This is a genomic window from Trichocoleus sp. ST-U2 (assembly GCF_039961875.1).
In the GTDB taxonomy this organism is placed as follows: Bacteria; Cyanobacteriota; Cyanobacteriia; order Cyanobacteriales; family FACHB-T130; genus FACHB-T130.
On record NZ_JAMPJY010000010.1, the window covers coordinates 18,871 to 45,260 of the forward strand.

The 26,390-nt window shown below is 47.9% G+C and carries 15 protein-coding genes; 8 read left to right on the forward strand and 7 right to left on the reverse strand.

Translation table 11 applies throughout. The annotated features are described in order from the left end of the window. Window positions 1-200: 200 nt before the first annotated feature. Both NC996_RS09245 and NC996_RS09250 read right to left on the reverse strand, forming a co-directional pair. Complete coding sequence (locus NC996_RS09245) at window positions 201-1,004, reverse strand: ABC transporter permease (RefSeq protein ID WP_190415002.1); 804 nt, start codon at window positions 1,002-1,004, stop codon at window positions 201-203. Then, window positions 1,005-2,057, reverse strand: a complete 1,053-nt coding sequence (locus NC996_RS09250) for an ABC transporter ATP-binding protein (protein ID WP_190415003.1) — start codon at window positions 2,055-2,057, stop codon at window positions 1,005-1,007. It abuts the gene before it with no gap. A 113-nt stretch (window positions 2,058-2,170) separates the two neighbouring features. Here NC996_RS09250 and NC996_RS09255 point away from each other — a divergent pair, with 113 nt between their 5' ends. Both NC996_RS09255 and NC996_RS09260 read left to right on the forward strand, forming a co-directional pair. Continuing rightward, a complete protein-coding gene (locus NC996_RS09255; RefSeq protein WP_190689729.1) occupies window positions 2,171-4,228 on the forward strand; it encodes an S-layer homology domain-containing protein in 2,058 nt (685 codons plus the stop codon). 199 nt (window positions 4,229-4,427) lie between these two features. Continuing rightward, on the forward strand, window positions 4,428-5,141 hold the full coding sequence (locus tag NC996_RS09260) for a hypothetical protein (protein ID WP_190427397.1): 714 nt from the start codon (window positions 4,428-4,430) through the stop codon (window positions 5,139-5,141). A gap of 49 nt (window positions 5,142-5,190) precedes the next feature. Here the strand turns inward: NC996_RS09260 and NC996_RS09265 are convergent, their stop codons facing one another. Continuing rightward, window positions 5,191-5,751 carry a phycobiliprotein lyase gene (locus NC996_RS09265; RefSeq protein ID WP_190415006.1) on the reverse strand — a complete coding sequence of 187 codons (561 nt, stop codon included), beginning with the start codon at window positions 5,749-5,751 and terminating at the stop codon, window positions 5,191-5,193. 137 nt (window positions 5,752-5,888) lie between these two features. On the opposite strand from NC996_RS09265, the gene NC996_RS09270 reads away from it, so the two are divergent. Further along, on the forward strand, window positions 5,889-6,413 hold the full coding sequence (locus tag NC996_RS09270) for a hypothetical protein (protein ID WP_190689732.1): 525 nt from the start codon (window positions 5,889-5,891) through the stop codon (window positions 6,411-6,413). A gap of 64 nt (window positions 6,414-6,477) precedes the next feature. Here NC996_RS09270 and NC996_RS09275 read toward each other — a convergent pair whose 3' ends face one another. After that, window positions 6,478-7,149 (reverse strand): HEAT repeat domain-containing protein, encoded by a 672-nt coding sequence (locus tag NC996_RS09275; protein ID WP_190415008.1) that lies wholly within the window; start codon window positions 7,147-7,149, stop codon window positions 6,478-6,480. 66 nt (window positions 7,150-7,215) lie between these two features. On the opposite strand from NC996_RS09275, the gene ptsP reads away from it, so the two are divergent. From ptsP to NC996_RS09290, 3 genes are all read left to right on the forward strand, one after another. Further along, window positions 7,216-9,720, forward strand: a complete 2,505-nt coding sequence (gene ptsP, locus NC996_RS09280; RefSeq protein ID WP_190689874.1) for a phosphoenolpyruvate--protein phosphotransferase — start codon at window positions 7,216-7,218, stop codon at window positions 9,718-9,720. Window positions 9,721-9,741: 21 nt separating this feature from the next. Then, window positions 9,742-10,107, forward strand: a complete 366-nt coding sequence (locus NC996_RS09285) for a Lin0512 family protein (RefSeq protein ID WP_190415010.1) — start codon at window positions 9,742-9,744, stop codon at window positions 10,105-10,107. A gap of 161 nt (window positions 10,108-10,268) precedes the next feature. Next, window positions 10,269-11,543 carry a styrene monooxygenase/indole monooxygenase family protein gene (locus NC996_RS09290; protein WP_190689735.1) on the forward strand — a complete coding sequence of 425 codons (1,275 nt, stop codon included), beginning with the start codon at window positions 10,269-10,271 and terminating at the stop codon, window positions 11,541-11,543. A 118-nt stretch (window positions 11,544-11,661) separates the two neighbouring features. On the opposite strand, the gene NC996_RS09295 is transcribed toward NC996_RS09290, so the two are convergent. From NC996_RS09295 to NC996_RS09305, 3 genes are all read right to left on the reverse strand, one after another. Continuing rightward, the gene (locus NC996_RS09295; protein WP_190689737.1) at window positions 11,662-12,981 is read right to left on the reverse strand and encodes an MFS transporter; all 1,320 of its coding nucleotides are present in this window, start codon (window positions 12,979-12,981) and stop codon (window positions 11,662-11,664) included. Between the two features lie 110 nt (window positions 12,982-13,091). Next, window positions 13,092-13,934, reverse strand: coding sequence for an iron-siderophore ABC transporter substrate-binding protein (locus NC996_RS09300; protein WP_199303343.1), 843 nt, complete (start codon window positions 13,932-13,934; stop codon window positions 13,092-13,094). 386 nt (window positions 13,935-14,320) lie between these two features. Further along, window positions 14,321-15,274, reverse strand: coding sequence for a sucrase ferredoxin (locus NC996_RS09305; RefSeq protein WP_190689743.1), 954 nt, complete (start codon window positions 15,272-15,274; stop codon window positions 14,321-14,323). Window positions 15,275-16,120: 846 nt separating this feature from the next. Between NC996_RS09305 and NC996_RS09310 the strand changes: the two genes are divergently transcribed. Further along, a complete protein-coding gene (locus NC996_RS09310) occupies window positions 16,121-21,637 on the forward strand; it encodes a non-ribosomal peptide synthetase (RefSeq protein ID WP_190689746.1) in 5,517 nt (1,838 codons plus the stop codon). After that, window positions 21,630-26,258 (forward strand): type I polyketide synthase, encoded by a 4,629-nt coding sequence (locus tag NC996_RS09315; protein ID WP_190689750.1) that lies wholly within the window; start codon window positions 21,630-21,632, stop codon window positions 26,256-26,258. The genes NC996_RS09310 and NC996_RS09315 overlap by 8 nt, the downstream gene beginning before the upstream one ends. The last annotated feature ends 132 nt before the right edge of the window (window positions 26,259-26,390 follow it).

The following is a 26,390-nucleotide window of genomic DNA, read 5'->3' on the forward strand; positions in this document are numbered from 1 at the left end:
TTTTAGGTAAGTGTTTAGCTTAGGTAACAGTTCATCAATGATAGGTTTGCGGGTGCCGATCTGTTCAATCGAGATGCAGGAAACCTCGAAGGCGGTCTTTGTAGGCGCAAGCCCCACCCTTTAAGGTGTGGGCTACTTGCATCTCACGCATTCGGTCTTCTCATCGCAACCACTCCATTCGCGATTCGCCATTCGTCAATTTAAGAACGCTGATAGCGCAAGGCATCGATAGATTGAGCAGTCAGAAACACGCCTAAGATAATGTAGCTTGCAAACATAATCAAACTGCTGGTATCAACCACACCTTGTACTAGGGTGTTGTAATGTTTGACTAAGGATAAATGATTCCATGCTTCTCCTAACACGCCGCCGGTCAGTTTCGCTAAAAGCTCGATCAGCGAGAAACATAAAATTAGCACAAAGGTAAGAATTGCTGCCAAAATTGTGCTTTCGGTGAGGGAAGAAATAAACATTCCCAAGCTAAGAATCGCGGCGGCAACCAAGATTAATGCTGCATGACCCAATAGCGGCACCGCCGGGGGTAGGGGTGGGCTTGATGCATTAAAAGCGATCGCTTCGTATGCCAGTAACGGCAGCACCATTGTGATAAAAAATGTCACTACCCCCAACAATTTACCCACCGCCACCGCCCAGTTGGTGACTGGCGAAGTGGCTAATAGCTCTAAAGTCCCTCGCTTGCGTTCCTCGGAATACAGCCCCATTGAGAGAATGGGCAGAATAAATAACGATAAAAAGAACATTGCCCCAAGAAAGCTTTGGAGGGTGTTATAGGCGACATCAATGGGGGGAACGGGTGCGCCGATTTGCTGCCCTTGAAAATAAATATCCAAAGCGCGATCGCTCTCACTTTGCAATGCAGTGAGGAAGAATAATCCAGCTAAAAACCAGAAAGCACCCGCGACGATATATGCCAGCGGCGAAGCGAAATAGCCCTGCAATTCCTTGCGATAAATCGCCAAAATATTACTAATAATTACGCCCATTTATTCAACTCCTCCAGATTGCTCATCTGTGGCAACGATGGCAGCAGCTTCTGCTGGCGAGGGAGGGGATGTCCCATTGCCATCGGTTTCATCCGTATCCATATCGACGACCTTTTCTTGGGTTGTCAGTTCGATAAACACGTCCTCAAGACTAGCGCGAGTGCGTCGCATTTCATACAATGCCACCCCCGCCCCAATTAAAACCGCAGCAATATCACGCGCCGGTTCTGTACCCGGTTCTGATACTACACGGATAAGAGTGCGATTGGGCGGTAATTCCTGGCTGGGGATGGATTCGACAAAACGAACTCCGGGCAAAACTAAGAGCATATGTTGCACAGCTTCTACATCCCCGTCGATTTCCAACTCATAGCCCGATCCGCCCGCTAGCTGTGCTACCAGATTTTCTGGGCTATTCGTTGCCACAAGCCGACCGCGATTGATAATTGCCACTCGGCTGCAAGTCATGCTAACTTCCGGCAAAATATGGGTAGAGAGAATGATTGTGTGGCTACCGGCAAGGCTTTTAATTAAGTTGCGAACCTCGATAATTTGGCGAGGGTCGAGACCAACCGTGGGTTCATCTAGAATAATCGCGGGTGGGTCGTGGACGATCGCTTGGGCAATGCCAACCCGTTGGCGGAAGCCTTTAGAAAGCTTGCGGATGAGTACCTTGCGTTTTTCGGTGAGGTTGCAGCGTTCCATTGCTGAATTTACTTGGGATTTGCGATCGCGTCCGGGAACCCCCTTTAGCCGCGCCACAAAATGCAAAAATCCCTCCACGCTCATGTCAGGATACAAAGGTGGCGTCTCCGGTAAATATCCAATCCGCCGCCGTACCGCCATTAAATCTTCATGCACATCGTACCCAGCAATCCGGGCAGTCCCACTGGAAGCGGGTAGATATCCCGCCAAAATCCGCATGGTTGTCGTTTTTCCGGCACCATTCGGCCCCAAAAAGCCCAAAATTTCCCCAGGTTCCACATTAAAGGTGACATCCTGAATGGCTGGGGTCGCGCCATAGATTTTGCTTAAATTTTCAACTTCGATCATTATGGGTCATCGGTCATTGGTCATCGGTCATTGGTCATTGGTTATTGGTCATTGGTCAAAAGCAAACAACTAAGGACAAATGACAAAGGACTAAATTCAAAACTCTTTACTTTATGGGTCAACCAATGCTTTATGTCAACCCAGCAACTGGCAAAGATAACAGTGTCGGGAACTCATCTGCCCCACTGAAGACGCTGACTCGTGCCCTGAAGCAGGCTCAAGCCGGAACTTCGATTCAGTTGGCATCTGGGATTTACAATGCGGCAGGGGGAGAAGTATTTCCTCTGGTAATCCCGGCTGGGGTGACGGTGGTAGGGAATGAATCCAGCAAAGGCAAGGGAATTCAAATCGAAGGCAGTGGGGAATATATTAGCCCAAGCTTTGGCTCCCAAAATATTACCCTGCGGCTGGAAACGGATGCCCAACTGCGGGGAGTCTCAGTGACGAATCGGGGGGCGAAGGGGACAGGGGTTTGGATAGAATCGACATCGCCAAGGCTGGCGAATAATACCTTTACCAGTTGCAGTCGCGATGGCGTCTTTGTCACGGGTACTGCGAAACCGGCAATTTTAGATAATGTATTTACCCAAAATGCCTCCACAGGTCTTTCTCTCGTCCGCAATGCCAAGGGGGAAGTGCGTCGGAATGTGGCAGAGAGAACGGGTTACGGAATTTTGATTGGAGATCAAGCGGCTCCCCTAATTACCGATAATAAGATTTTTGCGAATCGGGCGGGGATTTTTCTGTCTCGTGACGCGACCCCGGTGCTGCGTCGCAATCTCATTGAGAAAAATACACAAGCGGGGCTAATTATCAATGATGGGGCAAAACCGCAGCTAGGGAGCCGTCAAGAGCCAGCAGGTAATATTTTGCGGGATAACGGGGAAGTCGATCTGCAAAATCTGACGCGGTTCGCGGTCGTCTCAGCGGGAAATCAGCTGAATCCAGTGCGGGTGCAGGGAACGGTGGAATTTGTGGCGGCGACGGTTGCCGCTACTTTTACAATGGGACCCGCCCAGTTTAGCGATGTTGCCGGTTATTGGGCGGAAGCGTTTATTCAGGCGCTAGTGGCGAAAAATCTGATGAGTGGCTTCCCGGATGGGACGTTTCAGCCAGAAGCGGCAATGACTCGCGCCCAATATGCCGCAGCGATCGCGAAAACCTTTAACTTGCCGCCACGACCTGGAAATCAGAGCAGTTTCAAGGATATTCCAGCAGATTTTTGGGCGGCGCGGGCGATCGCGAAGGCTGCATCGATGGGTTTTATCTCTGGGTTTCCAGATAACACCTTTCGACCGGGGCAAAATCTAACGCGGGTGCAGGCGATCGCATCTTTAGTCAGTGGTTTAGCACTTACGGGGGGTAATTCTAGCGTCTTGGGAGTTTATGGCGATCGCGCTCAAATTCCCAGCTACGCCACAGATGCCGTCGCTGTTGCCACCACGAGGCGCATGGTGGTGAATTATCCCCAAGTTCAACAACTTGAACCGATGCGAGACATTACCCGCGCTGAAGTTGCTGCACTCATCTATCAGGCATTAGTCACCACAGGGGAAGTCAAGGCGATCGCTTCTCCCTATATTGTCAATCCGGAAGTGAATCCCGACTCCTCCCTTCCCAGCTTCAGCGACATTCAGGGACACTGGGCAGAGAATTCTATTCGAGGATTGGCAAATCAAAACCTGCTGGGTGGCTTTGCCGATGCCACTTTCAAGCCAGACGATCGACTCAATCGGGCGGGATTCGCGGCTTTATTAGTTAAAGCTTTTAACCCCACTTCTAAACGCCCAGCTATCCAGTTTACCGATATCCCCCCGACTTTCTGGGCGCAGTCGGTGATTCAACAAGCTTATAGCGGTGGCTTCATTACCGGATTTCCCGACCAAACTTTCCGCCCTCAGCAGCCGGTTCTGAGAGTCCAGCTGATTGTTTCTCTGGTGAGTGGATTGGGCTTTGCCTCTGGGGATGAAAAACTCTTAGACAAGTACGAAGACCGCGCAGCGATTCCCGCCTATGCCCGCCCTGCTGTTGCTGCTGCTACACAAAGAGGTATCATTGTGAACCACCCGGCACCCGCACAACTCAACCCAAATCGAGAAGCCACACGAGCTGAGGCAGCTGCTATGGTTTATCAAGCATTAGTTGCCACTGGGCGATTGCCTGCTTCCTAGGGGCTTTCGCCTTCGGACAAAAAATCTTGGGCGATCGCAATAAATTATCGCCCGTAGGCAAATGCCCTTTTTGTCCAATACTTCTCCTGAACGAGTGCTGAGAGTGCAAGATATAAATATCACCACTGACTAATGACCGATGACAGCTAAACGCTAATCTGCGATTAATATTATTTCTGGTCTGCCAAGTTAACTTCTGATGACAGAGTCAACACAAGACTCAGCTACTGCCTACGCAACGACGCTGCTTCTTTACTATTGTTTTGAACTGATTAGGGGTTACACGGCTGAGGAATTGGTAGCCCATTGGGTTCGCGACTTTGGTGCCGACTGGGTGCCTCTAGCCGTGATTGAGGCGCTTTATCAGGGACGTTACAAAGCGATTTCTGTCGAGCAAATCTTAAATTTCTGGTCTCGGCGCGGTCAAGCCCTGTATCACTTTAACTATGATTTTGAGCGCTTGGTTTGCCGCAATTTTCCCCAAAATTTGACGGAAGCAGCCGATCCGCTACCAGCAACCTTAGCTTCTAACCCTGAGCCAAGTTTAGAGCGAGTCAAGGCGAAAGACGCGATAAATCCAGTTTATTCATCCTCAACGGAAGCATCTGTGGGTGCCAGTGACGAGGCGATCGCGATCGCCCACCCAATTGCGATCGCCCAGACGCCCTCCCCAGAGGAGGCTGCTGCTTCCGTCCTGTCAGAACCGACAAACACGGACAACCCTAGGGACGTTGCCAATTCAGAAGACGCCAACGCCAGCCTTGCCCTGCGTTCTAGTCACAAAAATTATCAAGCAAATTGGTCGCGCTGGGATGTCAGCAAGCGACCAATACACCAATTCATCCCAACGGCAGATGACTCAGATTTTTACCAAAAACTCAAAGCTGTCGCCCAGAGTGATGAAGAGACTTAAGCCATTGAAAAGGGAAAATTAAAAATGAACACATCCTCATTTTTAATTTTTAATTGTTGGCGACGGTGTCAGCGGCTTTTTCTTGTGGCTTTGCGACGCCCATGCGGATTTCCGAGCAAAAAGAAGCCATTGAGAAGCCGCCAAATCGCTTTAAAATGCTGGCTCGTAGCCGCAAGTTTTCGCTAGCAAACCAGATGCGTTCTTCCGAGTACATCGTTTCATACTCGGTAATCAGCGTGAATGAATTATCGCTACCGATGACATAGCGACCGGCGACCGATGCTTTCTCGGCATAGCCCATGTCGCGGAGCAACTGACCTTCATTGGGCTTTTCCGGGTCGGGAATCGGAACGAGAACGCTAGAACCTGCGTGCTTTTCTTGATCCCACTCCATCGTGCCATCCCAGCTAACGCGAGCGCCTCCCCAAGCTAAGCCTGGGTCAACTTCGTACTGTTCGCAGAGCTTGATCACTTCCGGATCTTCTGCCGAGAGCATCTCGATCTTGATGTCTGACTTGCCACTTTCTGCTTGCTTGAAAGCCAGATGGTGACTAGTACGCTGGGAAAACCATTTGCCTGCACTCAGCTGGAAAAACTCTTGAATATCCATGAATCAAACTCTTCTGGACTAATAATTTTTAACATCACTTTCAATATCTTAGATTGACCAGTCGCTAGAGAGAGTGATAACCGCTGACCTCTACTTTATAAAAGGTTAAAGAGTTTTCGGATGAGTAAACCTGCATCATGTCTAGAATTCATGGCACTCCCAGCGATGACTACATTGAAGCCACCCAGTGCGACGATGTTATTTTTGGGTATGCTGGCGACGATACCCTGGTTGGCAAGTCAGGCAACGATATCATCCACGGTGGGCAAGGAAATGACCTGATTCAAGGGGGAGAGGACGAGGATTCCCTGTATGGCGAAGGTGGGGATGACTTTTTACTGGGGGGTTCGGAGCGCGATCGCTTATTCGGAGGCAACGGTGACGATGTCTTGGTTGGCGGCGAAGGTGACGATCGCTTAGATGGGGGTCCCGGCAATGATGTCTATATTTACGCTCCCGGCGATGGTTTTGACACCATTGAGGATGAGTCGGGAATCGATATCCTGCGATTAGACGAAATCTTCTCGAATGAGATTACGGTTGATTTCGTCCTCGGTGGTTGGCTGTGCGTATCTTATCAGGGTCAGCCCATCGTCAAGATGCGCGGTGTGGAGCATATTCAGGTAGAAGATGGCTTGTTTTCCGTCGCTCACTGGCTGTAAGCAATTAAAAATGTTCCCATTAAAAATTAAAAATGGAGAATCCCCCATTTTTAATTTCAAATTTTTAATTGTTTTCAGATAGCCGCTTCAGGGAGATGGTGGCAGCGGTAGCAACGTGGGGATGACGGTCCTTTTCCAGGTAATTGAGCGCGGAGATACTCTTGGCGCTGGGCAAGTGTCCTAGGGCTTCGGCAAGCCGCTGACGGACAAGCCAATCCTCAGCTTGGGCAAAGCGGAGAATTTGATCGACGGCTCCTACTGCTTTAATTTCACCGAGTGCCGCGATCGCTGCCTGTTGCAACACGACTTCTTCGCTATCTAATGCCCGAACCAGTACGTCGAAAGCGCGGGGATCTTTTAAATTGCCCAAACTAACGGCGGCGCTGAAACGCACCAGCCAATCGGTATCTTCGTAGAACGCCCGCACCAAGGGTTCAAATCCTCTGATATCGCACAGGTAACCTAAGGCACCAGCGGCGTCGGCGCGAATCCCGTAGTCGGGGTCAGTTTCTAGCAATTTCACGAGAATCGGAAAGCATTCTTCGGTCGGTTTAAGACCCAGTGCAAACACCGCCATCGAGCGAATTTGCAGGTTTTCGTCGTCTAAAACCTTTTTGATCAGGGGTACAGCGTCATCTGCCGATACTTCACGCAAAGAGGCAAGCGCCAACATGCGATCGCGTGAATTCGGACTTTCTAGCTGGGCACCAATATTTTCTAAGCTGGGATGAGTCATAAAATCCTAAGCTCTTTAATAAATCTTAACATAATTGAGCGAGTTATCTCAGGAAGTGGTGGAGAGATGGTGGGAATTGTCATCGTATCGCATAGTCGAAAGCTGGCAGAGGGAGTGCAAGCGTTAGTGCAGCAAATGGTTCAAGGTACCGTGTCGCTGGCTCTCGCAGCGGGAATTGACGATCCAGAAAATCCCTTTGGTACGGATGCAATGCAGGTTTATCAAGCGATTGAGTCGGTTTACAGTGAGGATGGCGTCCTCATCTTGATGGATTTAGGGAGTGCTGTACTGAGTGCGGAAATGGCGTTGGAGTTTCTGCCAGAAGAACGGCGGCATCAAGTGAGACTCTGCGAGGCACCGCTGGTAGAGGGAGCGATCGCCGCAGCGGTAACAGCAGCCTCCGGTGCAAATATTGAGCAAGTCATCCGCGAAGCACGAGGAGCATTAGCAGCGAAAGCCTCCCAGTTATCCGGTATTAATCCTTCGGAGTCCGCCGGGGCATTGGTCAGTGCCCCAATAAGTGCCCAAAGTCAGGTAATCCATCTCACCGTCCGAAATCAGATGGGTTTGCACGCCCGTCCGGCTGCCAAATTTGTTGCTACCGCTTCCCAGTTTCAATCTGAGATTACGTTACAAAACATCACATCTAGCAGCGGATCGGTCAATGCTAAAAGCATCAATCAAGTCGTTACGCTGGTCATCCGCCAAGGGAATGAGATAGCGATCGCTGCCTCTGGAGCGGATGCCCAAGCCGCCTTGGCAGCCTTGCAACAGCTAGTAGAAGCCAACTTCGGGGAATCAGTCGCGGAGGTTCGGGGTGGGGAAACCCCGCTTCCGGAGCAACCCCAATTCCCAATTTCTAATTCTCAGTTTTCTGGGATTCCTGCCTCTGCGGGTATTGCCATCGGCAATATTGCGAGCTATCAACCCACCGTTCTCAACGTAAAACAGCAAGCAGACAATCCCGAAGCGGAATGGCAACAGTTACACACAGCAATTGAGCAAACTCGTCATCAAATTCAAACCCTCCGCCACCAAATATCTGCTACGGCGGGAGAAGCACAAGCGGCGATTTTTGATGCTCATTTGCTTTGCTTAGAAGATCCCTTTGTAATCGATCGCACGCGCCAGCTAATTTTCGCTCGGAATTATAGTGCCGCCGCAGCTTGGAAGACTGTTATCGATGAGACAGTTGCAGCTTACGAAGCATTGCCAGACTCGTACTTACAAGCACGCGCCGCTGATGTCTTTGACGTGGGGCAGCGAGTGATGCGATCGCTTACAGGTACAGCACCCGCTTCTATAAATTTGCCAGAACCAGGGATTTTGGTTGCAACTGACTTGACTCCTTCGGAAACGGCACAATTAGATCCCGGCAAAGTTTTGGGAATTTGTACGGTTGCAGGCGGTGCGACTTCTCACAGTGGAATTTTAGCGCGATCGCTCGGCATTCCGGCGGTTGTAGGCGTGGGCGCTGAGTTGTTGCGCTTGCAGAATGGCACGCTCATCGCCTTGGATGGGGAAACTGGCGAGGTGTGGGTGCAACCAGACGACACGCAGTTGCAAGAATTACAAGCAAAACGCAATCGCCAGCAGGCGCAACAACAAGCGTTACAAGCTGCTGCACAGCAACCCGCTATCACCCACGATGGACATCAAATTAAGGTGATGGCAAATATTTTGACAATACAAGAGGCCAAAATTGCTGTAAATATGGGTGCAGAAGGGGTGGGATTGCTGCGGAGTGAATTTTTGTATTTCGATCGAGTCAGCGTCCCGACTGAGGAAGAACAACGAGAAGCGTATGAAGCGATCGCATCCATCCTATCCCCCCATCCCCTGATTATTCGCACTCTCGATATTGGCGGAGACAAACCCCTCCCCTACCTAAACTTGCCACCAGAAGCCAATCCCTTCCTAGGATGGCGGGGAATTCGCTTTTTACTAGATTCCCCAGATTTACTGAAAACTCAGCTACGGGCAATTTTACGCGCCAGTCACCAAAACTCCATTAAGGTCATGTTTCCGATGGTGGCATCCGTGAGAGAAATCCGCGCCGCCAAAGAGATTTTAGCCGCCGCTAAGACAGAATTGCGCTCTTTGGGGATGAGTTTTGATGAAGCAATGGAAGTCGGAATCATGGTGGAAGTGCCAGCAGCGGTGACAATGGCTGACAAACTAGCCGCAGAGGTAGATTTTTTTAGTATTGGCACCAATGATTTAAGTCAGTATGTCATGGCAAGCGATCGCACAAACCCCAAAGTTGCGACTCTCGCCGATGCCTTTGAACCAGCAGTGCTGCGAATGATTCAGCAAACTGTTACCGCTGCTCATCATGCTGGGATTTGGGTGGGAGTGTGCGGTGAATTAGCTTCATCAGAGTTAGCGACACCCATTTTAGTCGGATTGGGAGTTGATGAATTCAGTATGAACTCCCCAGCCATTTCTACGGTGAAAGCAGCGATTTCAAAGTTGAGGATGGATGAAGCGGAAGCGATCGCATCTGCTGTCTTGCAGCTAGATTCAGCCAAAGAAGTCAGAGAATATATTGCAGGTCAGTTGAAAACATAAAGTGTTGTCAGAGGAGTAACGGTGGCTCGTAAACGCTTAATTATCGAGATGGGGATGGGAATCGATCAGCACGGACAGGAACCGACTGTCGCCGCAGCCAGAGCGGTCAGGAATGCGATCGCTCACAATGCTCTACCAGGTGTCTGGGAAGTTGCAGGTTTAAGCGACCCCGACCAAATGATCGTTGAAGTAAAGGTGGCAGTGCCTTACCCAGAGCAAGTACGGGAAGCGGAGGTGTTAGCTGTATTACCTTTTGGGCGCAAAACTCTCACTGTTGAGTCTGGCGGAATGGTCGTTCAAGGTCGAGCAATTGCCTCACTCAATGATAAGAATGACGAAATGCTGATCGCGGTTGCGGCGGTTACCGTTTTGGTGGAAACCGATTAGTTGCGTAGGAAGTGGAAGCGTTTGCCACACTTGGTTTTAGGAGCCTATATCCCGATATTAGAGAGATTCGTATCGGCTAATTTATTAAAGTAACTTGCTGAGTTCTCATTGAAAGCGATCGCGATTTAAACTCAGACCGACTCAACTCCGGAGGATCTCCCATGAAACGAATTGCAATTATTGGCGCTGGTCAAGCTGGTCTTTACTTAGGCATTAGTCTGGTGGATGCAGGCTATGCAGTGACTCTATTTAGCGATCGCACTCCAGAAGCTATCCTCAATGGCAAAATCATGGCAATGCCATTGTTGTTTCCAGATGCGCTACAACTTGAGCGTGACTTGGGACTCAATTTCTGGGATGAGCAGTTTCTGGGTTGCGACCAATTTCATAACAACCTGTGCGACCCACAGGGCAATGTTGCCTTAGTTGTCTCCTCCACTCTAGAAAAGCCTTGGCGAGGTGTGGATCAACGCCTCAAATTATCCGTTTGGATGCAGGAGTTTGTCCGCAGAGGCGGCGAATTAGTTGTTCAGGCAATGACGTTACAAGACTTGGAGGAGGCTGCTCAAAACTACGATCTGGTCGTGGTATCTGCTGGTCGTGGCTCCTTCTCGACCTTGTTCGAGCGGGACGAGCAAAAATCCCAATACGACCAGCCAAAGCGCCATTTAGCTGGCGGAATTTACACCGGACTCAAGGGAGATCCGATGAAGGGACGCACCTTTCAGGTCAGTAATATACCCGGCGCTGGAGAGATGCTCCAGTTTCCGTTTTATACCAACAGCAAAGATTCCGCTTACACTGTTGCCTTTGAAGCCTACCCTGGTGGAGCAATGGATCGGTTTGGCAAGGTCCAATCCGGTCAAGAATTAGTGGAACTCAGCAAACAAGTCATCCAGGAATTGACCCCGTGGAACTACGAAACAGTCAAGGATATGGAATTGATCGACGAGCAAGCATGGGTTCGTGGGGCAATTACACCGACTGTGCGTAAGCCGATTGGTCGTTTGCCATCAGGTGCAACGGTGATGGGGATTGGCGATACAGTGATTTTGCACGATCCCGTTGGAGCGCAGGGAGCGAATAACGCCACAAAGATGGCACATCTGGTCGCGCAACGGATTATCGAACATGGCAACCAACGCTTTGATGAGTCATGGATGCAGGGAGTCTTCGATGAATTCTGGCAATATTGTCAGCATGGGCACGCCTTAACGGATTGCTTGTTGACGCCTCCAGCTCATCTGCAAGAGATTGCGATCGCAATGGCTCAAAATCCAGAAGTTGCCAAGGATTACTTGAACGGTATCAACAATCCACCCAATCTGTCTCCGTGGTTTTTCGATCCTGAAGAAAGTAAAAAATATTTAGCGAAGAAGACGTTGCTGAATTCGATAGAACAGGAAGGGCGACCAGTAGCGCCGATCGCTGGGTAGCGCTGAGGTAAACAGCTAGCGACTAGCGCCACAAGTTCTAATAATGCAGCAATACTGAGAGCGGAAGCGGTTAATGAACGCTTCCGCTTACCTGGCTTGCACCTAAAAAACCTCACCCTCAGCCTCCGCATCTGGAGTCCTCAACTTCTGGCTCAACATCATGGTCAGGTAAGCTGATTTCCACGTCGCGCAACACGCGGAAGCCATACCCACCCAAACCAATCAGCAATAAGCTGATGGAAGTGATGACATACAAAAGCGCCATCCCTGCACCCGATCCCGTGCCGAATAGCCTGCCGAGGATGGGTACAAGAACACCTCCTGGCATCATCGCTGGTTCAAAAACGTGGTCGGCAAGTGGCCCAGCGATTAATAGAGCGATCGCAGAAACGACTTGCTTAATCGCCGACCGAGCAGCAAAAACCCGTCCTTGCACATCCGGTCTTACCTTGCTGAGCAAGATTGCTGTGTTGGAACTGCTCAATAAGGGAAAATTCAGCGATGAGCAGAACTGAGCAGGAAGCCAAATCATTAGCATCTGACCCAAACCAAAAACGGTTTTACTCAGGCCCGCCCCTACCATTGCCATTAAAAAGCCGTGGATGCGGCGCTTAGAGCCGCCCCAGGCACTCAAGAGAAACGCTCCCGTTACCCCACCGAATCCGGCTGCTGAACCGATGCTGCCTAAGACCCTGGCATCATTTCCCGTGCGTGCCAAAATCATCGGTGCATACAAGGCAGCGCCCAGATCGTGAGCAAACCAGAACAAGGACGCCGCGACTACAATGGCGAGCAGACCGGGACGCACCAGAATATACTGGAAGCCGAAGATAATCGGCTGGAAGATCCCTTTATCGTGAGAGGATGTCTCGCTACTTGTGGGTTGGGGGATATGTATCTTGAGAACGGTGCCGATCGCGATCGCAAATGTGACGATATCGATGAGCGAGATCCCGGCAAATCCAATCGTGTAGTAAAGTACACCCGCCAGCGCTGGAGCAATAATAATCGAACTGTAATGAATCGCAGAATCCAGACTGGTAGCACGAGTGTAATGCTGTTTAGGCACTAGCATCGCAATCGATACTGAATACGCCAGCGCTTGAATTTCACTAAAAGCACCGCTAACCGCGCCACTCAAATAAAGATGCCAGATTTGCAAATGGTTGGTCAGGTACAGCCAAAGGATTACCAAGGTACACAAAGCTGTGACTGTGTCGCCAATCATCATCAGGAATTTGCGGTTCCAGCGGTCTACAATTAGCCCAGCAATGGGTGTAATTAAGATGCTCGGCACGAGGGTAAAGAAACCCACTAAAGCGAGTGCTGTCGCCTGACCAGTCAGTTCCCACATCCAGATTTGGATGGCAAAACTGGTCATATAGCTACCGATCGTTGAGACTAGCTGACCGATCCAAATGATGAAGAAGGTTCGCATATTAGTTTTGTTAAGGCGGTTTCCATCCGAGTAGAATATCCCTCCCATTGGTGAATGTAGTGTTTTATCGATTGTGGGCGGTTTTGGATGAATCTTGATTAGGGATTAAACTATTGAGTCAAAGCTGCAACTTTAGGGAATTCCTTGCCCTTGCTTGATTTCTCTATTACCAAATATTTAAACAAGTCATCGAGAACTCGATTGGCTCCGATAATCCCCCAACTGCTAATCCACGCATCGCTATTGACTTGGTATACCTTACCTTGTTTAACCGCATTCAATTGGAACCAAAGCGGATGATTTGTAAATTGGTTTAACTTAGATTCCTTACCTTCTCCGAGTACTAAGAAAATCGCATCACCTTCCATTTTGGGAATTAGTTCTAATGAGAGATTTTCCGAGTTTTTATCTTTATTCTGCGCTGATGGACGGAGCATACCGATATCATTGAGAATGAGTCCACTGAAGGAGCGCTTCATGTAGATTCGGACTTTATCTGCCCAAAAATTAACCACAGATACCTGAATTTGCGAGAAGCGATCGCCCATTTGCTCTTTAAATGTTTCGACGCGCTGATTATAATTCCTTAAAAGCTTTTCGGCTTCTGGCGTCTTACCCAACGCTTCGGCAAATGTTCTCAGCCACTCTTTCCACGTAATACTCCCTTCAGCAAAAACTGTCGGGGCAATTTGTGATAGCTTCTCATAGATTCCTTCATCCCAAGACCAACCCAAAATCAAGTCTGGCTTCAAGAACAAAATTTTCTCCAGGCTTGGTTGCCCATTTATGCCAAGTTTTGTAATTCCTTCGGTTTGATTTCGGAGATAGGAGAGAAACTCCCCATCTCCTAAGGTTGTGGCACCTACAGGTTTGATACCTAAAGCTAAGACGTTCTCCAAGTTTCCCAGCACAATTACCCGCTGCGGATTAACGGGAACCTTTGTTTCTCCCATTGCGTGCTTGACTACTCGTACAGCTTGAGAAGGCAAGTTTAGAGAAACATTAATACTGTTATTCGTCCCATTCTTTTTGGCATTATTCCCACACGCAGAAACGATACAAATTGTTAAAAGTGTTATTAACAACAGTCGGATATTACGCTGAATATAGTTATTCGTTAAATTCCAAATTGGATAACGGTGGAGAATAAAAGAATAAAAATAAATAGCAATTTTACTTAAAAAATAAGCTATTTTTTTGATTGAAAACATAATAATTTGAAAAAATTTTTTAACCACAAAGACGCTAAAAACACCAAACAATAAGATATAGAAATAATTTGCAAATCCAAGTAGAATCTCTATGCCTTAAAAGCATATCTTTAGGAATTCACTTATTACTACGAAATGCTTACCAGGTTTTTCGTAATATATTGGTTGAATTCATACAATTCATTGCTGTCACATTCTCCTTTTAAATGAAGAGTTTTATGTTTATCTTCAATAATGTCGGCTCTATAGACACTCAGAACTCCATTCGGAGTTTTAAAAGTTATTTCAACTTGATTAAAACTTTCATCTTCGCTTCGCTCAATTATCTGATAGGCAACCTGATAGTTAAACCAATCCCAGCCATATTTGAGGATGAGTTCTTTTTCTAAGATTTGAGCTGCCCAAGGTAAAAGTCCCCAACCACGATAGACATTTTTCAAGCACTGAATGTCACCCGTTCGGGTCAGAATGGCAGCAAATGATTTTTGGTTGAGCCTGCCATAATATCTTCCCTCTGGAAAATCAATTGCAGTAGGGGCAAAGCGATGACCGCCAATGTGGCTGGCTTGCCAAACGCGGACACGATCGAGTGATAAGTCAGAGACAGTGGCTAAGGCAGCTTTGTAAAAAGGATTGCCATACTTAGCACAACATTTATCGTGGCTACCGTGGGTACAGACTAAAATATCTCTGGTTTGAATATCTATAGCTTCATGTTTTGGAGCGTTACCTGTTAAACAGTCTTTCAGTAAAGAAGCTACATCATTGATATCTGAAATCAGAAATTCTTGCTTGGTGTAACCTACTGAAAGTCCGGTGTTTGCTCGGAAAATTATCAGTCGCTTGTTGCGATCGCGCTTAGTTTGGTCGCGATGAATCAATACAACCCGAACAGAAAGCTCCTCTGTATCAATTTCCTCCTTCAAGGCTTTTAAATTAGCCGGGAGGAATTTTGAATCAAGTGGATCGGGTGTCCAAGGCGGTGGACACTCAATCAGTACATAGATTTTGTGATTCGTTGCACACCCGATAATCTCTTCTCCAGCTTGGCGTGACTCTTCGGCGCAAAAGAATCCATTCATCGCTTGATTACTTGCGGTGTAACAATTTGTTTGCTTCAAATTTCCTCACGCCCAATCGATGCGCTCACTACGACCTAGTTGGTTATTGAAAGTTATTATCACTAGGTCAGCAACATATAACGTCTTATCTGCCAATGTCAAGGGTATAAAAAAAATTAGTCTATTGAGAACTCATGTCAGTTTTTTCTGAAAATACCCAGTTCAGCGTCCAGAAAAATTTGCACGCCTTGACCGGGAGAGCATGAAACTATAACGGTTTTCCGTTCGCTCATATACAAAGCCTAACCCCCAGCCGCATTCCGTAATAGGGAAGCGGAGCAAATCTCGTTCCTTGTAGGAGAAGGGCTGGGGTTATGTCAGACTCTACTGCACAAACGTCGGGGGAAGCTTTCCGGCTAGTTTAAGTCATGCTTCCCCCAACCCATAGAAGAGCAAAAGCCGGAATTTTATTTCTGAAAAAATTTTGCGATTGCTACTTGCCAAACTTGCAAGCTTTGTACTAAGGTTATCCAAGCTTATTAAAAATGAATGTCAATAGCAGTGAAAAGTTACCGCTAAGAACCCTCTTGAAGAGGAGCGTTGACCCTAACGCCAACACCAGGATTTGTGAGGTTTTTTGCCCTGCCGAGGGTTCCTAAAACTCCCAAAAACGTCGATTTAACAGCAAATACAGATGAAGCGCTCAGTTTTTAATCCAACCACCCGGATTGGAGCTAGAGATGGGCGGTTTCGGTTCGGCAACGCGAATCTTTGACGAGAGAGTTTGACGAGATAGTTTGAACTTTGTGGTCGGATTCAATCGTTCAGGGTTAAAAAAGTCAGGCTTGAAAAAGCAGAAAAAGTAACATGGTCGATTTTTGCCAAGATTTTCTAGAAAACCCGCCTAAGAAAATTGCCACTTTAGCAGACATTCTGCGCTATCGAGCTGTAAACGAACCAGAAAAACTGGCGTTTACCTTCTTGCAGGACGGGGAAACACCAGGCGAGAACCTGACTTATCGAGAGTTGGATCGGCGCAGTAGAGCGATCGCATCCCAGCTGCAAGGGATGGGTTTAAGTGGCGAACGTGCCTTATTGCTTTATCCACCGGGTTTGGATTATCTTGCGGCATTTTTCGGTTGTTTGTATGCAGGCGCGATCGCCGTTCCCGCGTATCCGCCTCGCAACCAACGCAACACGCCCAGAATTCAAGCAATTTTGCAAGATGCACAGGCGAAAATCGCGCTCACCACAACAGCGATTTTTGCGAAAGTGCGATCGCTTCTCGCTCAAAAAACTGACTCAGATGCTTTAAATTGGCTCACCACAGACAACATTGCCAACGGCATCGAAGCTAATTGGGAACCGCCAAGCATTCATCAAGACACATTAGCTTTTCTGCAATACACCTCCGGTTCTACAGGGATACCGAAAGGAGTCATGCTCAGTCATGGCAATCTACTGCACAATGCCGCCATGACTTACCGACTCATGGAACATTCGCCCAGTAGCAAATTTGTCTCCTGGCTGCCGATCTATCATGACATGGGACTTATCGGCGGCGTACTGCAACCCTTATATGGCGGGTTCCCTTGCTACTTAATGTCCCCCGCGTCTTTTCTGTTGAGTCCGTATCGCTGGCTGAAAGCGATTTCTGACTACCAAGGGACTACCAGCGGTGGCCCGAATTTCGCTTATGAACTGTGCGTTCAGAAAATTACACCTGAGCAAAAAGAAACCCTTGATTTAAGCAGATGGAGTGTCGCTTTTAACGGTGCAGAACCCATCCGCCAAGATACTTTAGAGCGGTTTGCAGATGCCTTTGCTTCCTGCGGCTTTTTAAAAACCGCTTTTTATCCCTGTTACGGGATGGCGGAGGCAACCCTAATCGTTTCTGGTGGTATCAAGGCAGCGGTTCCGGTCGCGAAAACTGTTCAAAAAACGGCATTAGAACGCAACCAAGTCATTGATGCTGATGACGACGACAATTCCCAGCCTCTGGTCGGTTGCGGGAACACCTTACCAGAACAGGAGATTGTTATTGCTAATCCTGAAACTTTAACCCGATGTGCGCCAGATGAAATTGGTGAAATTTGGGTTTCAGGCCCTAGTGTAGGTCACGGTTATTGGAATCGACCAGAGGAAACGGCGCAAACCTTCCGCGCCTACCTCGCAGATACGGACGGAAAGCCTTTTTTAAGAACAGGCGACTTGGGCTTTTTGCACAATGGGGAACTGTTCATCACAGGTCGAGCCAAAGATTTAATTATCATCCGGGGTCGCAACCTTTATCCCCAAGACATTGAACGAACGGCAGAATGCAGCCATCCAGGATTACGTTCAGGCAGTGGTGCAGCTTTTGCGGTAGAAGTCGGCAATGAAGAACGGCTTGTCGTAGTGCAAGAGGTAGAATTTCGCTCGAAACCGAATGTTGAGGAAGTCACCGCCGCCATTCGTCAGGCAGTTGCAGAAGAACATGAGATACAAGTTTATGCGGTAGTTCTGATTAAAGGTGGCAGCATTCCCAAGACTTCTAGCGGGAAGATTCAACGCCGCGCTACTCGTGCGGAGTATCTTGCAGGCGAATTGGATGTTATTGGTAGCAGTATTTTAGAGAATTCCTATCCTGTCGAAAATGAAGATGCTCTCACCCGCGAGGAGTTGCTGGCTGTTGAGTCGGAAGAGCGTCAGCAGCGATTAGAGGCTTATCTGCAAAGGCAAGTGGCGCGGGTGCTGGGTGTTGCGTCGTTTGAATTAGATTTTCGGAACGAACCGCAGAGTACGCAGAGAAAGCAGAGGAAGAATCATCGAGGAAATATTAGTATTGAGCAGCCTTTGAGCCGTTTTGGTCTCGACTCGTTGATGGTTTTCGAGTTGAAGAATCGGATCGAGGTTGATTTGGGGGTAGCTGTATCGATTGCGGATTTGTTCGAGGGAGTTAGCATTACCCAACTGGCAACGCAGATACTCGACCAACTTACTCAGGCGGTTCCGTCTGCATCGATACCTTTGTGCAGAGTTGAGAAAACTACTGACGAGTATCCGCTTTCTTTTTCTCAAGCTAGATTGTGGTTTGTCAATCAACTGCAACCGGGAACTCCGGCTTATAACATTCCCATCGCGGTTCGCCTGACAGGACGGTTGGATGTGCCAGTGCTGGTTCGCAGTATTCACGAAATTATCCGGCGACACGAAATCTTGCGGACAAGCTTTGCCCTAGTGGAGGGCGAACCCGTGCAAGCGATTTCTGGGGAAAGCTGCGTCACCTTAAATTTACCAGAGGTGGATCTGCGGCAATTGCCCGATGCTGAGAGACAAGCGCAAGCGCAACAATTTGCGATCGCAGAGGCTCAAACGCCCTTCGACTTGGCACAACCCCCGTTATTCCGGGCAAAACTGCTGCATCTAACCGCAGAAGAGTCGATGCTGCTGCTCACACTGCACCACATTGTTGCCGATGGTTGGTCGGTTAAAGTTTTAGTCCGAGAATTGACAGCACTTTACGAAGCTTTCTCGACCGGAAAGCCTTCGCCACTCGCTGAACTTCCCATCCAATATGTTGATTATGTCGATTGGCAACGACGGTGGTTCTCCGGTGAGAGGCTAGAAATTCATCTGAATTATTGGAAGCAGCAGTTAGGGGGAGAACTTCCCGTATTAGAGTTGCCGACTGACCGAGCGCGATCGCCAATACAGACTTTTCGGGGGGCGCAGCAAACGTTAGTGCTGCCCAAAGCCTTGACTGAGGCAATCAAAATGCTAGGTCAGCAGGAGGGTGTCACCTTATTTATGACCTTGCTGGCGGCGTTTCAGACGTTGCTTTACCGTTATTCAGGACAGGAGGACATTTTAGTCGGTTCGCCGATTGCCAACCGCGATCGCGCTGAGCTGGAATCCTTAATTGGGTGCTTTGTCAATACTTTGGTGTTGCGTACCGATTTGGCAGGAAATCCCAGCTTTAAAGAATTGCTGGGACGGGTGCGAAAGGTGGCAATTGATGCTTACGTTCACCAAGATTTGCCTTTCGAGAAGCTGGTGGAATTACAGTCGAGTCGAGATCTGAGCTATAACCCGATATTTCAGGTAATGTTCGTCCTCCAGAATCCCGCATTTTCGACGGTTTCGTTACCAGAGTTAACTTTCAAAACTTCGGAAGTTGAGAGTGGAACCGCAAAGTTCGATTTATTCCTATCAATGATAGATACGGAACAGGGATTGAGCGGGACGCTGGAATACAACACCGATTTGTTCAACGCGGACACCATCACCCGAATGTTAGGGCATTTCCAAACCTTACTGGAAGGAATTGTTGCCGATCCAGAGCAGTGTTTATCAGATTTGCCGCTATTAACTGCATCTGAGCGTTATACTTTGCTGGTGGAATGGAATGACACTCAAGTTGATTACCCCCAACAGTGTATCCATCAATTATTTGAGCAGCAAGTAGAAAAGACACCAGATGCGATTGCATTAATCTTCAACAATGTAGAGACAGGATTCAGTGAGTCTCTAACTTACTGCGAGTTAAACAACCGAGCGAACCAGTTAGCGCACCACCTGCAACAGATGGGCGTGCAGCCAGATGTTTTGGTTGGCATCTGCATGGAGCGATCGCTGGAAATGGTAGTCGCTCTTTTAGGCATTTTAAAAGCAGGTGGCGCTTACGTACCTTTAGACCCCACGTATCCGAAAGATCGCTTAGCGTTCATGTTGGCAGATGCCCAAGTGTCACTGCTGCTAACTCAACAATATTTGGTTAATCAATTACCGCAACATCAAGCGATTATCTGTTTAGATCCCGAATGGGAAACGATTACCCAAGAGGGTACAGAAAATCCTATTTCATCTGCTACACCAGAGAACCTGGCTTATGTAATTTATACCTCTGGTTCCACAGGAAAGCCCAAGGGAGCGATGAATACCCACCTGGGGTTAAACAATCGCTTGCGGTGGATGCAAGACACTTACCAATTAACAACAACCGACCGAGTTTTGCAAAAAACTCCCTTCGGCTTTGATGTGTCAGTTTGGGAATTTTTCTTGCCTTTCTTAACGGGTGCTAGCCTCGTTTTAGCTAAACCAGGTGGTCATCAAGATAGCGGTTATTTAGTCCGACTGATTGCCAAGCAAAAAATCACGACATTGCACTTCGTTCCCTCAATGCTGCAAGTATTTTTAGAGGAGTTGGGGGTAGTAAAATGTAACAGCCTTAAGCGGGTATTTTGTAGCGGTGAAGCTCTGCCTTTTGATTTACAAAAGCGCTTTTTTATCCGTCTAGGCGCAGTAGAATTACATAATCTTTACGGGCCGACAGAAGCGGCAATTGATGTTACTTTTTGGGATTGCCAGCGTAACAGCCAACGGCGAATTGTTCCCATCGGTCGTCCGATTGCCAATACACAGATATATCTCTTAGATTCGCATTTACAACCTGTCCCGATTGGCGTTCCGGGCGAGTTACACATTGGCGGTTTTGGTTTGGCTAGAGGTTATCTGAATCGACCAGAGTTAACCCAAGAGAAGTTTATTCAGAATCCTTTTAAAGACCTAACCCCCCAGCCCCCTTCCCTACAAGGGCAGGGGGAGAATTGCTCCCCTCCCCTGCTAGGGGAGGGGTTGGGGGAGAGCCGCCTTTACAAAACCGGAGATTTAGCCCGCTATTTGCCAGATGGAAATATTGAGTTTCTGGGGAGAATTGACCACCAAGTAAAAATTCGGGGTTTCCGTATCGAATTGGGAGAAATTGAGGCGGTGTTGTTACAACATCCCCAGGTGCGAGAAACGGTGGTGCTTGCCAGAGAAGATATGCCCAACGACCGCCGCTTAGTCGCTTATGTAGTTCCGAATCACGATGCTGAACTTTCGATTAATGAATTGCGCGATCGCTTAAAACAAACGCTTCCTGAATACATGGTGCCTTCGGCTTTTGTATTTCTAGATACTCTACCGCTGACACCCAATGGAAAAGTCAATCGTCGCGCCTTACCTGTTCCAGAAAATCAGCGTTTAGAGTTAGCCGTTTATCAACCTCCTCAATCGGAGATTGAAAAAACAATTGCGACTGTTTGGCAAATGGTACTGAACTTAGAGAAAGTCGGGATTCACGATAATTTCTTTGATATCGGGGGACATTCATTACTGATGCTTCAGGTGAATCACAAACTGCGGACAGTTTTTAACCAAGAGATATCAGTCGTTACTTTATTTCAAAACCCAACCATTTATTCGCTGGCGCAATATTTAAGCCAACAAAAGCCTTCTTTTGAAGAGATGCGCGATCGCGAAGTTGGACGCGATAGTGTCCTGCGCGCTCGAAAGCAAATAGAGGCTATCAATCGCCAAAAAGAACTATTGAGCAAGCAAGGTAGAAAGATTCATGGATAGCGCTACAAATTACGATTCTCTGGAAGGCATCGCCATTATCGGCATGAGCGGACGCTTTCCCGGTGCGAAGAATGTCGAAGAATTTTGGCAAAATTTACGCGATGGAGTCGAATCAATTTCGGTCTTCACCAATGAAGAATTAATAGATGCTGGAATCGCTCCAGGTTTATTCGATAATCCCAATCATGTAAAAGCTGGTGCCGTATTAGAAGATGTTGAGTTTTTTGATGCTTCTTTCTTTGGTTTTAACCCCAAAGAAGCGGAAATGACCGACCCGCAACACCGGATATTTTTAGAGTGTGCTTGGGAAGCGCTGGAAAATGCTGGTTACGACACCCAAAGATGTGAAAGTCGCATTGGCGTTTATGCGGGGGCTAGCTTAAATAACTATTTATCCTTTGATTTAAATGGCGACCAAATCGGGTCAGCCAATAGTTTCCAAAAGTTAATAGGCAACGATAAAGGTTTTCTCACGACTCGCGTTTCTTACAAATTAAATCTTAAAGGGCCAAGCCTGACTGTTCAAACAGCTTGTTCCACTTCATTAGTGGCGACAACTCTGGCTTACCAAAGTTTATTAAATTACCAATGCGATATGGCATTGGCAGGTGGAGTTTCGATTCGGGTGCCGCAAAAAACAGGTTATTTATATCAAGAAGGGGGAATTTTATCTCCGGATGGTCATTGCCGCGCCTTTGATGCTGATGCACAGGGAACCATTATTGGGAATGGTGTGGGAGTGGTCGTTTTAAAAAGATTGGAGGATGCGATCGCAGATGGCGATCGCATTCAGGCGGTAATCAAAGGTTCCGCCATCAATAACGATGGTTCTGAGAAAGTCGGGTATACAGCACCCAGCGTCAACGGACAAGCAGACGCGATCGCAGAAGCACTCGTCCTCGCTGGAGTCGATCCGGAAACCATCACCTATATCGAAACTCACGGAACGGGAACCGTCTTAGGCGATCCGATTGAAATTACCGCACTGTCTAACGTTTTTCGTGCCAATACCGAGAAAAAAGGCTTTTGTGCCATCGGTTCCGTCAAAACCAATATCGGTCATCTGGATGCAGCAGCAGGAGTCACGGGACTCATTAAGACGGTTTTAGCGCTGAAACACAAGTTAATTCCACCCAGCCTAAATTTTCAACAGCCAAATCCTGAGATTGATTTTGCCAATAGTCCCTTTTACGTCAATACCCAGCTGAGGGAATGGAAGGCTTCAACCCCGCGCCGTGCCGGAGTCAGTTCTTTGGGGATTGGTGGCACCAACGCTCATGTGGTTCTCGAAGAAGCGCCAACGGTAAAAGCATCGGGTTCTTCGCGTCCCTGGCAATTAGTGGTGCTTTCCGCCAAAACGGAATCGGCACTGGAGACGGCTACGGCAAATTTGGCATCTCATCTCAAGCAGCACCCCGCTCTCAATTTGGCGGATGTTGCTTACACCCTGCAAGCGGGTCGTCGGGCTTTTGAACATCGCCGGATCTTGGTTTGCCAGACGGTTGAGGAGTTAGTAAACCAATTGGAAACCCCCCATCCTCAAAGTGTTTTAACTCACTTCCAAGAGCCTACTGAACGCTCTATCGCCTTCATGTTTCCCGGACAGGGAGCGCAGTATGTGGATATGGGGCGGGAATTGTACCAAACTGAGCCGATATTTAGCGAACAAGTAGACCGTTGCGCTGCCTTTCTTCAACCTCATATCGGGATGGATTTGCGATCGCTACTTTATCCCAACCAGCCTAATCCGGAAGCAGCCGCAGAAAAACTCAAACAAACTTGCTTTGCTCAACCTGCATTATTTGCGATTGAGTATGCCTTAGCTCAATTGTGGATGTCGTGGGGCATTTCTCCCCAAGCGATGCTGGGTCACAGCATTGGCGAATATGTAGCGGCTTGCCTTGCAGGTGTCATGTCTGTTGAAGACGCTTTAGCTTTGGTGGCGATTCGTGGGCGACTGATGCAGCAATGCCCAGCCGGAGCGATGCTTGCCGTTTCCTTGCCAGAAGCAGAGGTGAAAAGCCTACTGAATGAGAAGTTATCTTTAGCCGCCAGTAACGCACCTTCCTTGTGCGTCGTTTCGGGAACCCTTGACGCTGTAGATGCAATTGAAGCGCAACTCACGGCTAAAGGGGTCGAGTGTCGGCGTTTGCATACTTCTCATGCCTTTCATTCCCAGATGATGGATTCTATATTGGAGCCATTCATTGAGGAAGTGAAAAAAGTTCAGCTGAATCCTCCTCAGATTCCCTTTATCTCAAACGTTACGGGAACTTGGATTACAGCAGCAGAAGCCACAAATCCCGGTTATTGGGCAACGCATCTACGGCAGACAGTACGTTTTTCTGAGGGAATTTCTACATTACTGCAACAGCCAAATCGCATCCTCTTAGAAGTTGGTGCGGGGCGTAATTTATGTACCTTTGCTAAACAGCATTCTCATGAAGCCATTGGGCAAGTAGTATTGCCTTCGTTACGCCATCCCCAAGAGCAAAACTCAGATATCGCCTTTTTACTCAATATATTAGGGCGGCTTTGGCTAGCAGGCGTTTCGGTGGATTGGTCTGGTTTTTATGCTGGCGAACAACGTCACCGCGTGCCTTTACCGACTTACCCGTTTGAACGTCAGCGTTACTGGATTGAACCCCAAACGCAAGCCCCAGCAACCAGTCCAGGTGAAAGCAAACTAGGGAAATCGAAGATTACTGACTGGTTTTATGTTCCTTCTTGGAAGAAAATCCCCCTGGTCAAAACGGGAGAGATTTCATCTGCTTGCTACCTGGTTTTTGTTGATGAGTGTGGGATCGGTTCTCAAATCGTCCAACGATTGCAACAAGCTGGACAAGATGCGATTTCTGTCCGGGTTGGAGAGCAATTTAAGCAACTTAATAGCAACGCTTACACGATTAATCCAGCTTGCCAGGATGATTATCACGCCTTGATTCAAGCCGTGCGGGAACAAGGGAAAACCCCGAATGCGATCGCGCATCTCTGGAGTATCACCCAATCACCGCCTCAGTCCTTGGAAACTAGCCAAAATCTCGGTTTCTACAGTTTGATTTATTTAGCGCCAGCGCTAGGACAACAACCTGTTAGCAATTCCATTCAACTTCTAGTTGCCAGTAACAATCTTCATGACATTATTGGCGACGAGCTATTGTGTCCTGAAAAAGCAACCATCATCGGTTCATGCAAAGTCATTCCTCAAGAGTATCCTCACATCAGTTGTCGTCAAGTGGATGTGGCAATCTCGGAATCAGGAACGAACAACTTAGTCGAGCAACTGATAGCAGAATTAGGGGCAGATTCAAAAGACTCCATGATTGCCTACCGTGGCAATCATCGCTGGGTTCAGACATTTGAGCCAGTCCCGCTAGAAAAAGCCAGCCAAACCCGGTTACGACAAGGGGGAGTATATCTCATTACAGGTGGCATGGGAGGGATGGGCTTAGTCTTCGCCGAATACCTCGCCAAGACAGTACAAGCCAAGTTAATTCTAATCGGACGTTCTGCACTGCCTGCAAAAGAGCAGTGGCAGCAATGGCTAGCAACCCATGATGCGCTCGATCCTATCAGCCGTAAGATTCAGAAATTGCAGGAATTAGAAGTATTAGGTGCTGATGTCCTGGTAGTTGCTGCCGATGTTGCGAATGATGAACAAATGCAGAATGCGATCGCGCAATCCCTAGAACGTTTTGGTGAGATTCACGGGGTTATCCACGCCGCCGGAGTTGCGGGTGGTGGCATGATTCAACTCAAAACACCAGAAGTTGTTGAAAGCGTTTTTGCTCCGAAAGTGATGGGAACTTTGGTGCTAAATGATGTCCTCAAGGATGTTAATTTAGACTTCGTGGTTCTCTGCTCATCTCTTAGCTCAATCCAAGGCGGATTTGGACAGGTAGACTATAGTGCTGCTAATGCCTTTTTGGATGCCTTTGCTCACCGCAATCATTTTAATGCTCGCACAATCTCAATTAACTGGGATGCGTGGCAAGAAGTCGGCATGGCGGTCAATACTGCCGTTCCTGAAAAGTTCAAAAAGTGGCGTGAAGAAAGTCTAAAAAGTGGGATTTTACCCGCAGAAGCTGTGGATGCCTTGAGCCGAATTTTGGAGAATTCACTTTCTCAAGTGGTCATTTCAACGCAAGATTTATCCGATGTCATTGAGCAAGGTTCTAACTTTTCTTTATCAAGTTATGACGCTCAAACATCAGATGAGTCTAGTCAATTATCGGCAACTAGACATCCCCGATCTCTCCAAGCAAATGCCTATGTTGCTCCTCGCAATGAGATTGAACAAGGGATTGCGAATATCTGGCAAGAACTCATCGGAATTGAAAAAATAGGAGTTTACGATAACTTCTTTGAGTTAGGCGGACACTCTTTACTGGCTGTACAAACGATTTCCCGGCTGCGTGAAGCCTTCCAAGTGGAATTACCGCTGCGTACTCTGCTTTTTGAAGCTTCTACAGTCGCTGAACTCGCTATTGAAATTGCTGAAAAACAGCCTAAACCCGAACAAATTGCCGAGATTGAGCAGATGTTAGCGGAGGTAGAAAATCTCTCCTTGGATGAAATACAAGCGCTGGTTGCTAAAGAATCACAAGCAAGCTTTCGTTAGTAAGCAGAAAAATTAGAGTAGTCATATCTAATTTGCGAACATTATCTCTGTTAACGAACCGCCAAGACGCAAAGAGCGCCAAGGAAGAGAGGAAGAGAAATGGAAAATCTTAAAAATTGTTTATGGTGCTAT

What these genes read in the sequence shown, in the direction of transcription:
- NC996_RS09305 (WP_190689743.1), bottom strand. Translation starts at nt 15,274, where the DNA reads ATGAATGGATTCTTTTGCGCCGAAGAGTCACGCCAAGCTGGAGAAGAG.
- NC996_RS09245 (WP_190415002.1), bottom strand. Translation starts at nt 1,004, where the DNA reads ATGGGCGTAATTATTAGTAATATTTTGGCGATTTATCGCAAGGAATTG.
- NC996_RS09290 (WP_190689735.1), top strand. Translation starts at nt 10,269, where the DNA reads ATGAAACGAATTGCAATTATTGGCGCTGGTCAAGCTGGTCTTTACTTA.
- NC996_RS09275 (WP_190415008.1), bottom strand. Translation starts at nt 7,149, where the DNA reads ATGACTCATCCCAGCTTAGAAAATATTGGTGCCCAGCTAGAAAGTCCG.
- NC996_RS09300 (WP_199303343.1), bottom strand. Translation starts at nt 13,934, where the DNA reads ATGGGAGAAACAAAGGTTCCCGTTAATCCGCAGCGGGTAATTGTGCTG.
- NC996_RS09270 (WP_190689732.1), top strand. Translation starts at nt 5,889, where the DNA reads ATGTCTAGAATTCATGGCACTCCCAGCGATGACTACATTGAAGCCACC.
- NC996_RS09265 (WP_190415006.1), bottom strand. Translation starts at nt 5,751, where the DNA reads ATGGATATTCAAGAGTTTTTCCAGCTGAGTGCAGGCAAATGGTTTTCC.
- ptsP (WP_190689874.1), top strand. Translation starts at nt 7,216, where the DNA reads ATGGTGGGAATTGTCATCGTATCGCATAGTCGAAAGCTGGCAGAGGGA.
- NC996_RS09255 (WP_190689729.1), top strand. Translation starts at nt 2,171, where the DNA reads ATGGGTCAACCAATGCTTTATGTCAACCCAGCAACTGGCAAAGATAAC.
- NC996_RS09260 (WP_190427397.1), top strand. Translation starts at nt 4,428, where the DNA reads ATGACAGAGTCAACACAAGACTCAGCTACTGCCTACGCAACGACGCTG.
- NC996_RS09295 (WP_190689737.1), bottom strand. Translation starts at nt 12,981, where the DNA reads ATGCGAACCTTCTTCATCATTTGGATCGGTCAGCTAGTCTCAACGATC.
- NC996_RS09315 (WP_190689750.1), top strand. Translation starts at nt 21,630, where the DNA reads ATGGATAGCGCTACAAATTACGATTCTCTGGAAGGCATCGCCATTATC.
- NC996_RS09310 (WP_190689746.1), top strand. Translation starts at nt 16,121, where the DNA reads ATGGTCGATTTTTGCCAAGATTTTCTAGAAAACCCGCCTAAGAAAATT.
- NC996_RS09250 (WP_190415003.1), bottom strand. Translation starts at nt 2,057, where the DNA reads ATGATCGAAGTTGAAAATTTAAGCAAAATCTATGGCGCGACCCCAGCC.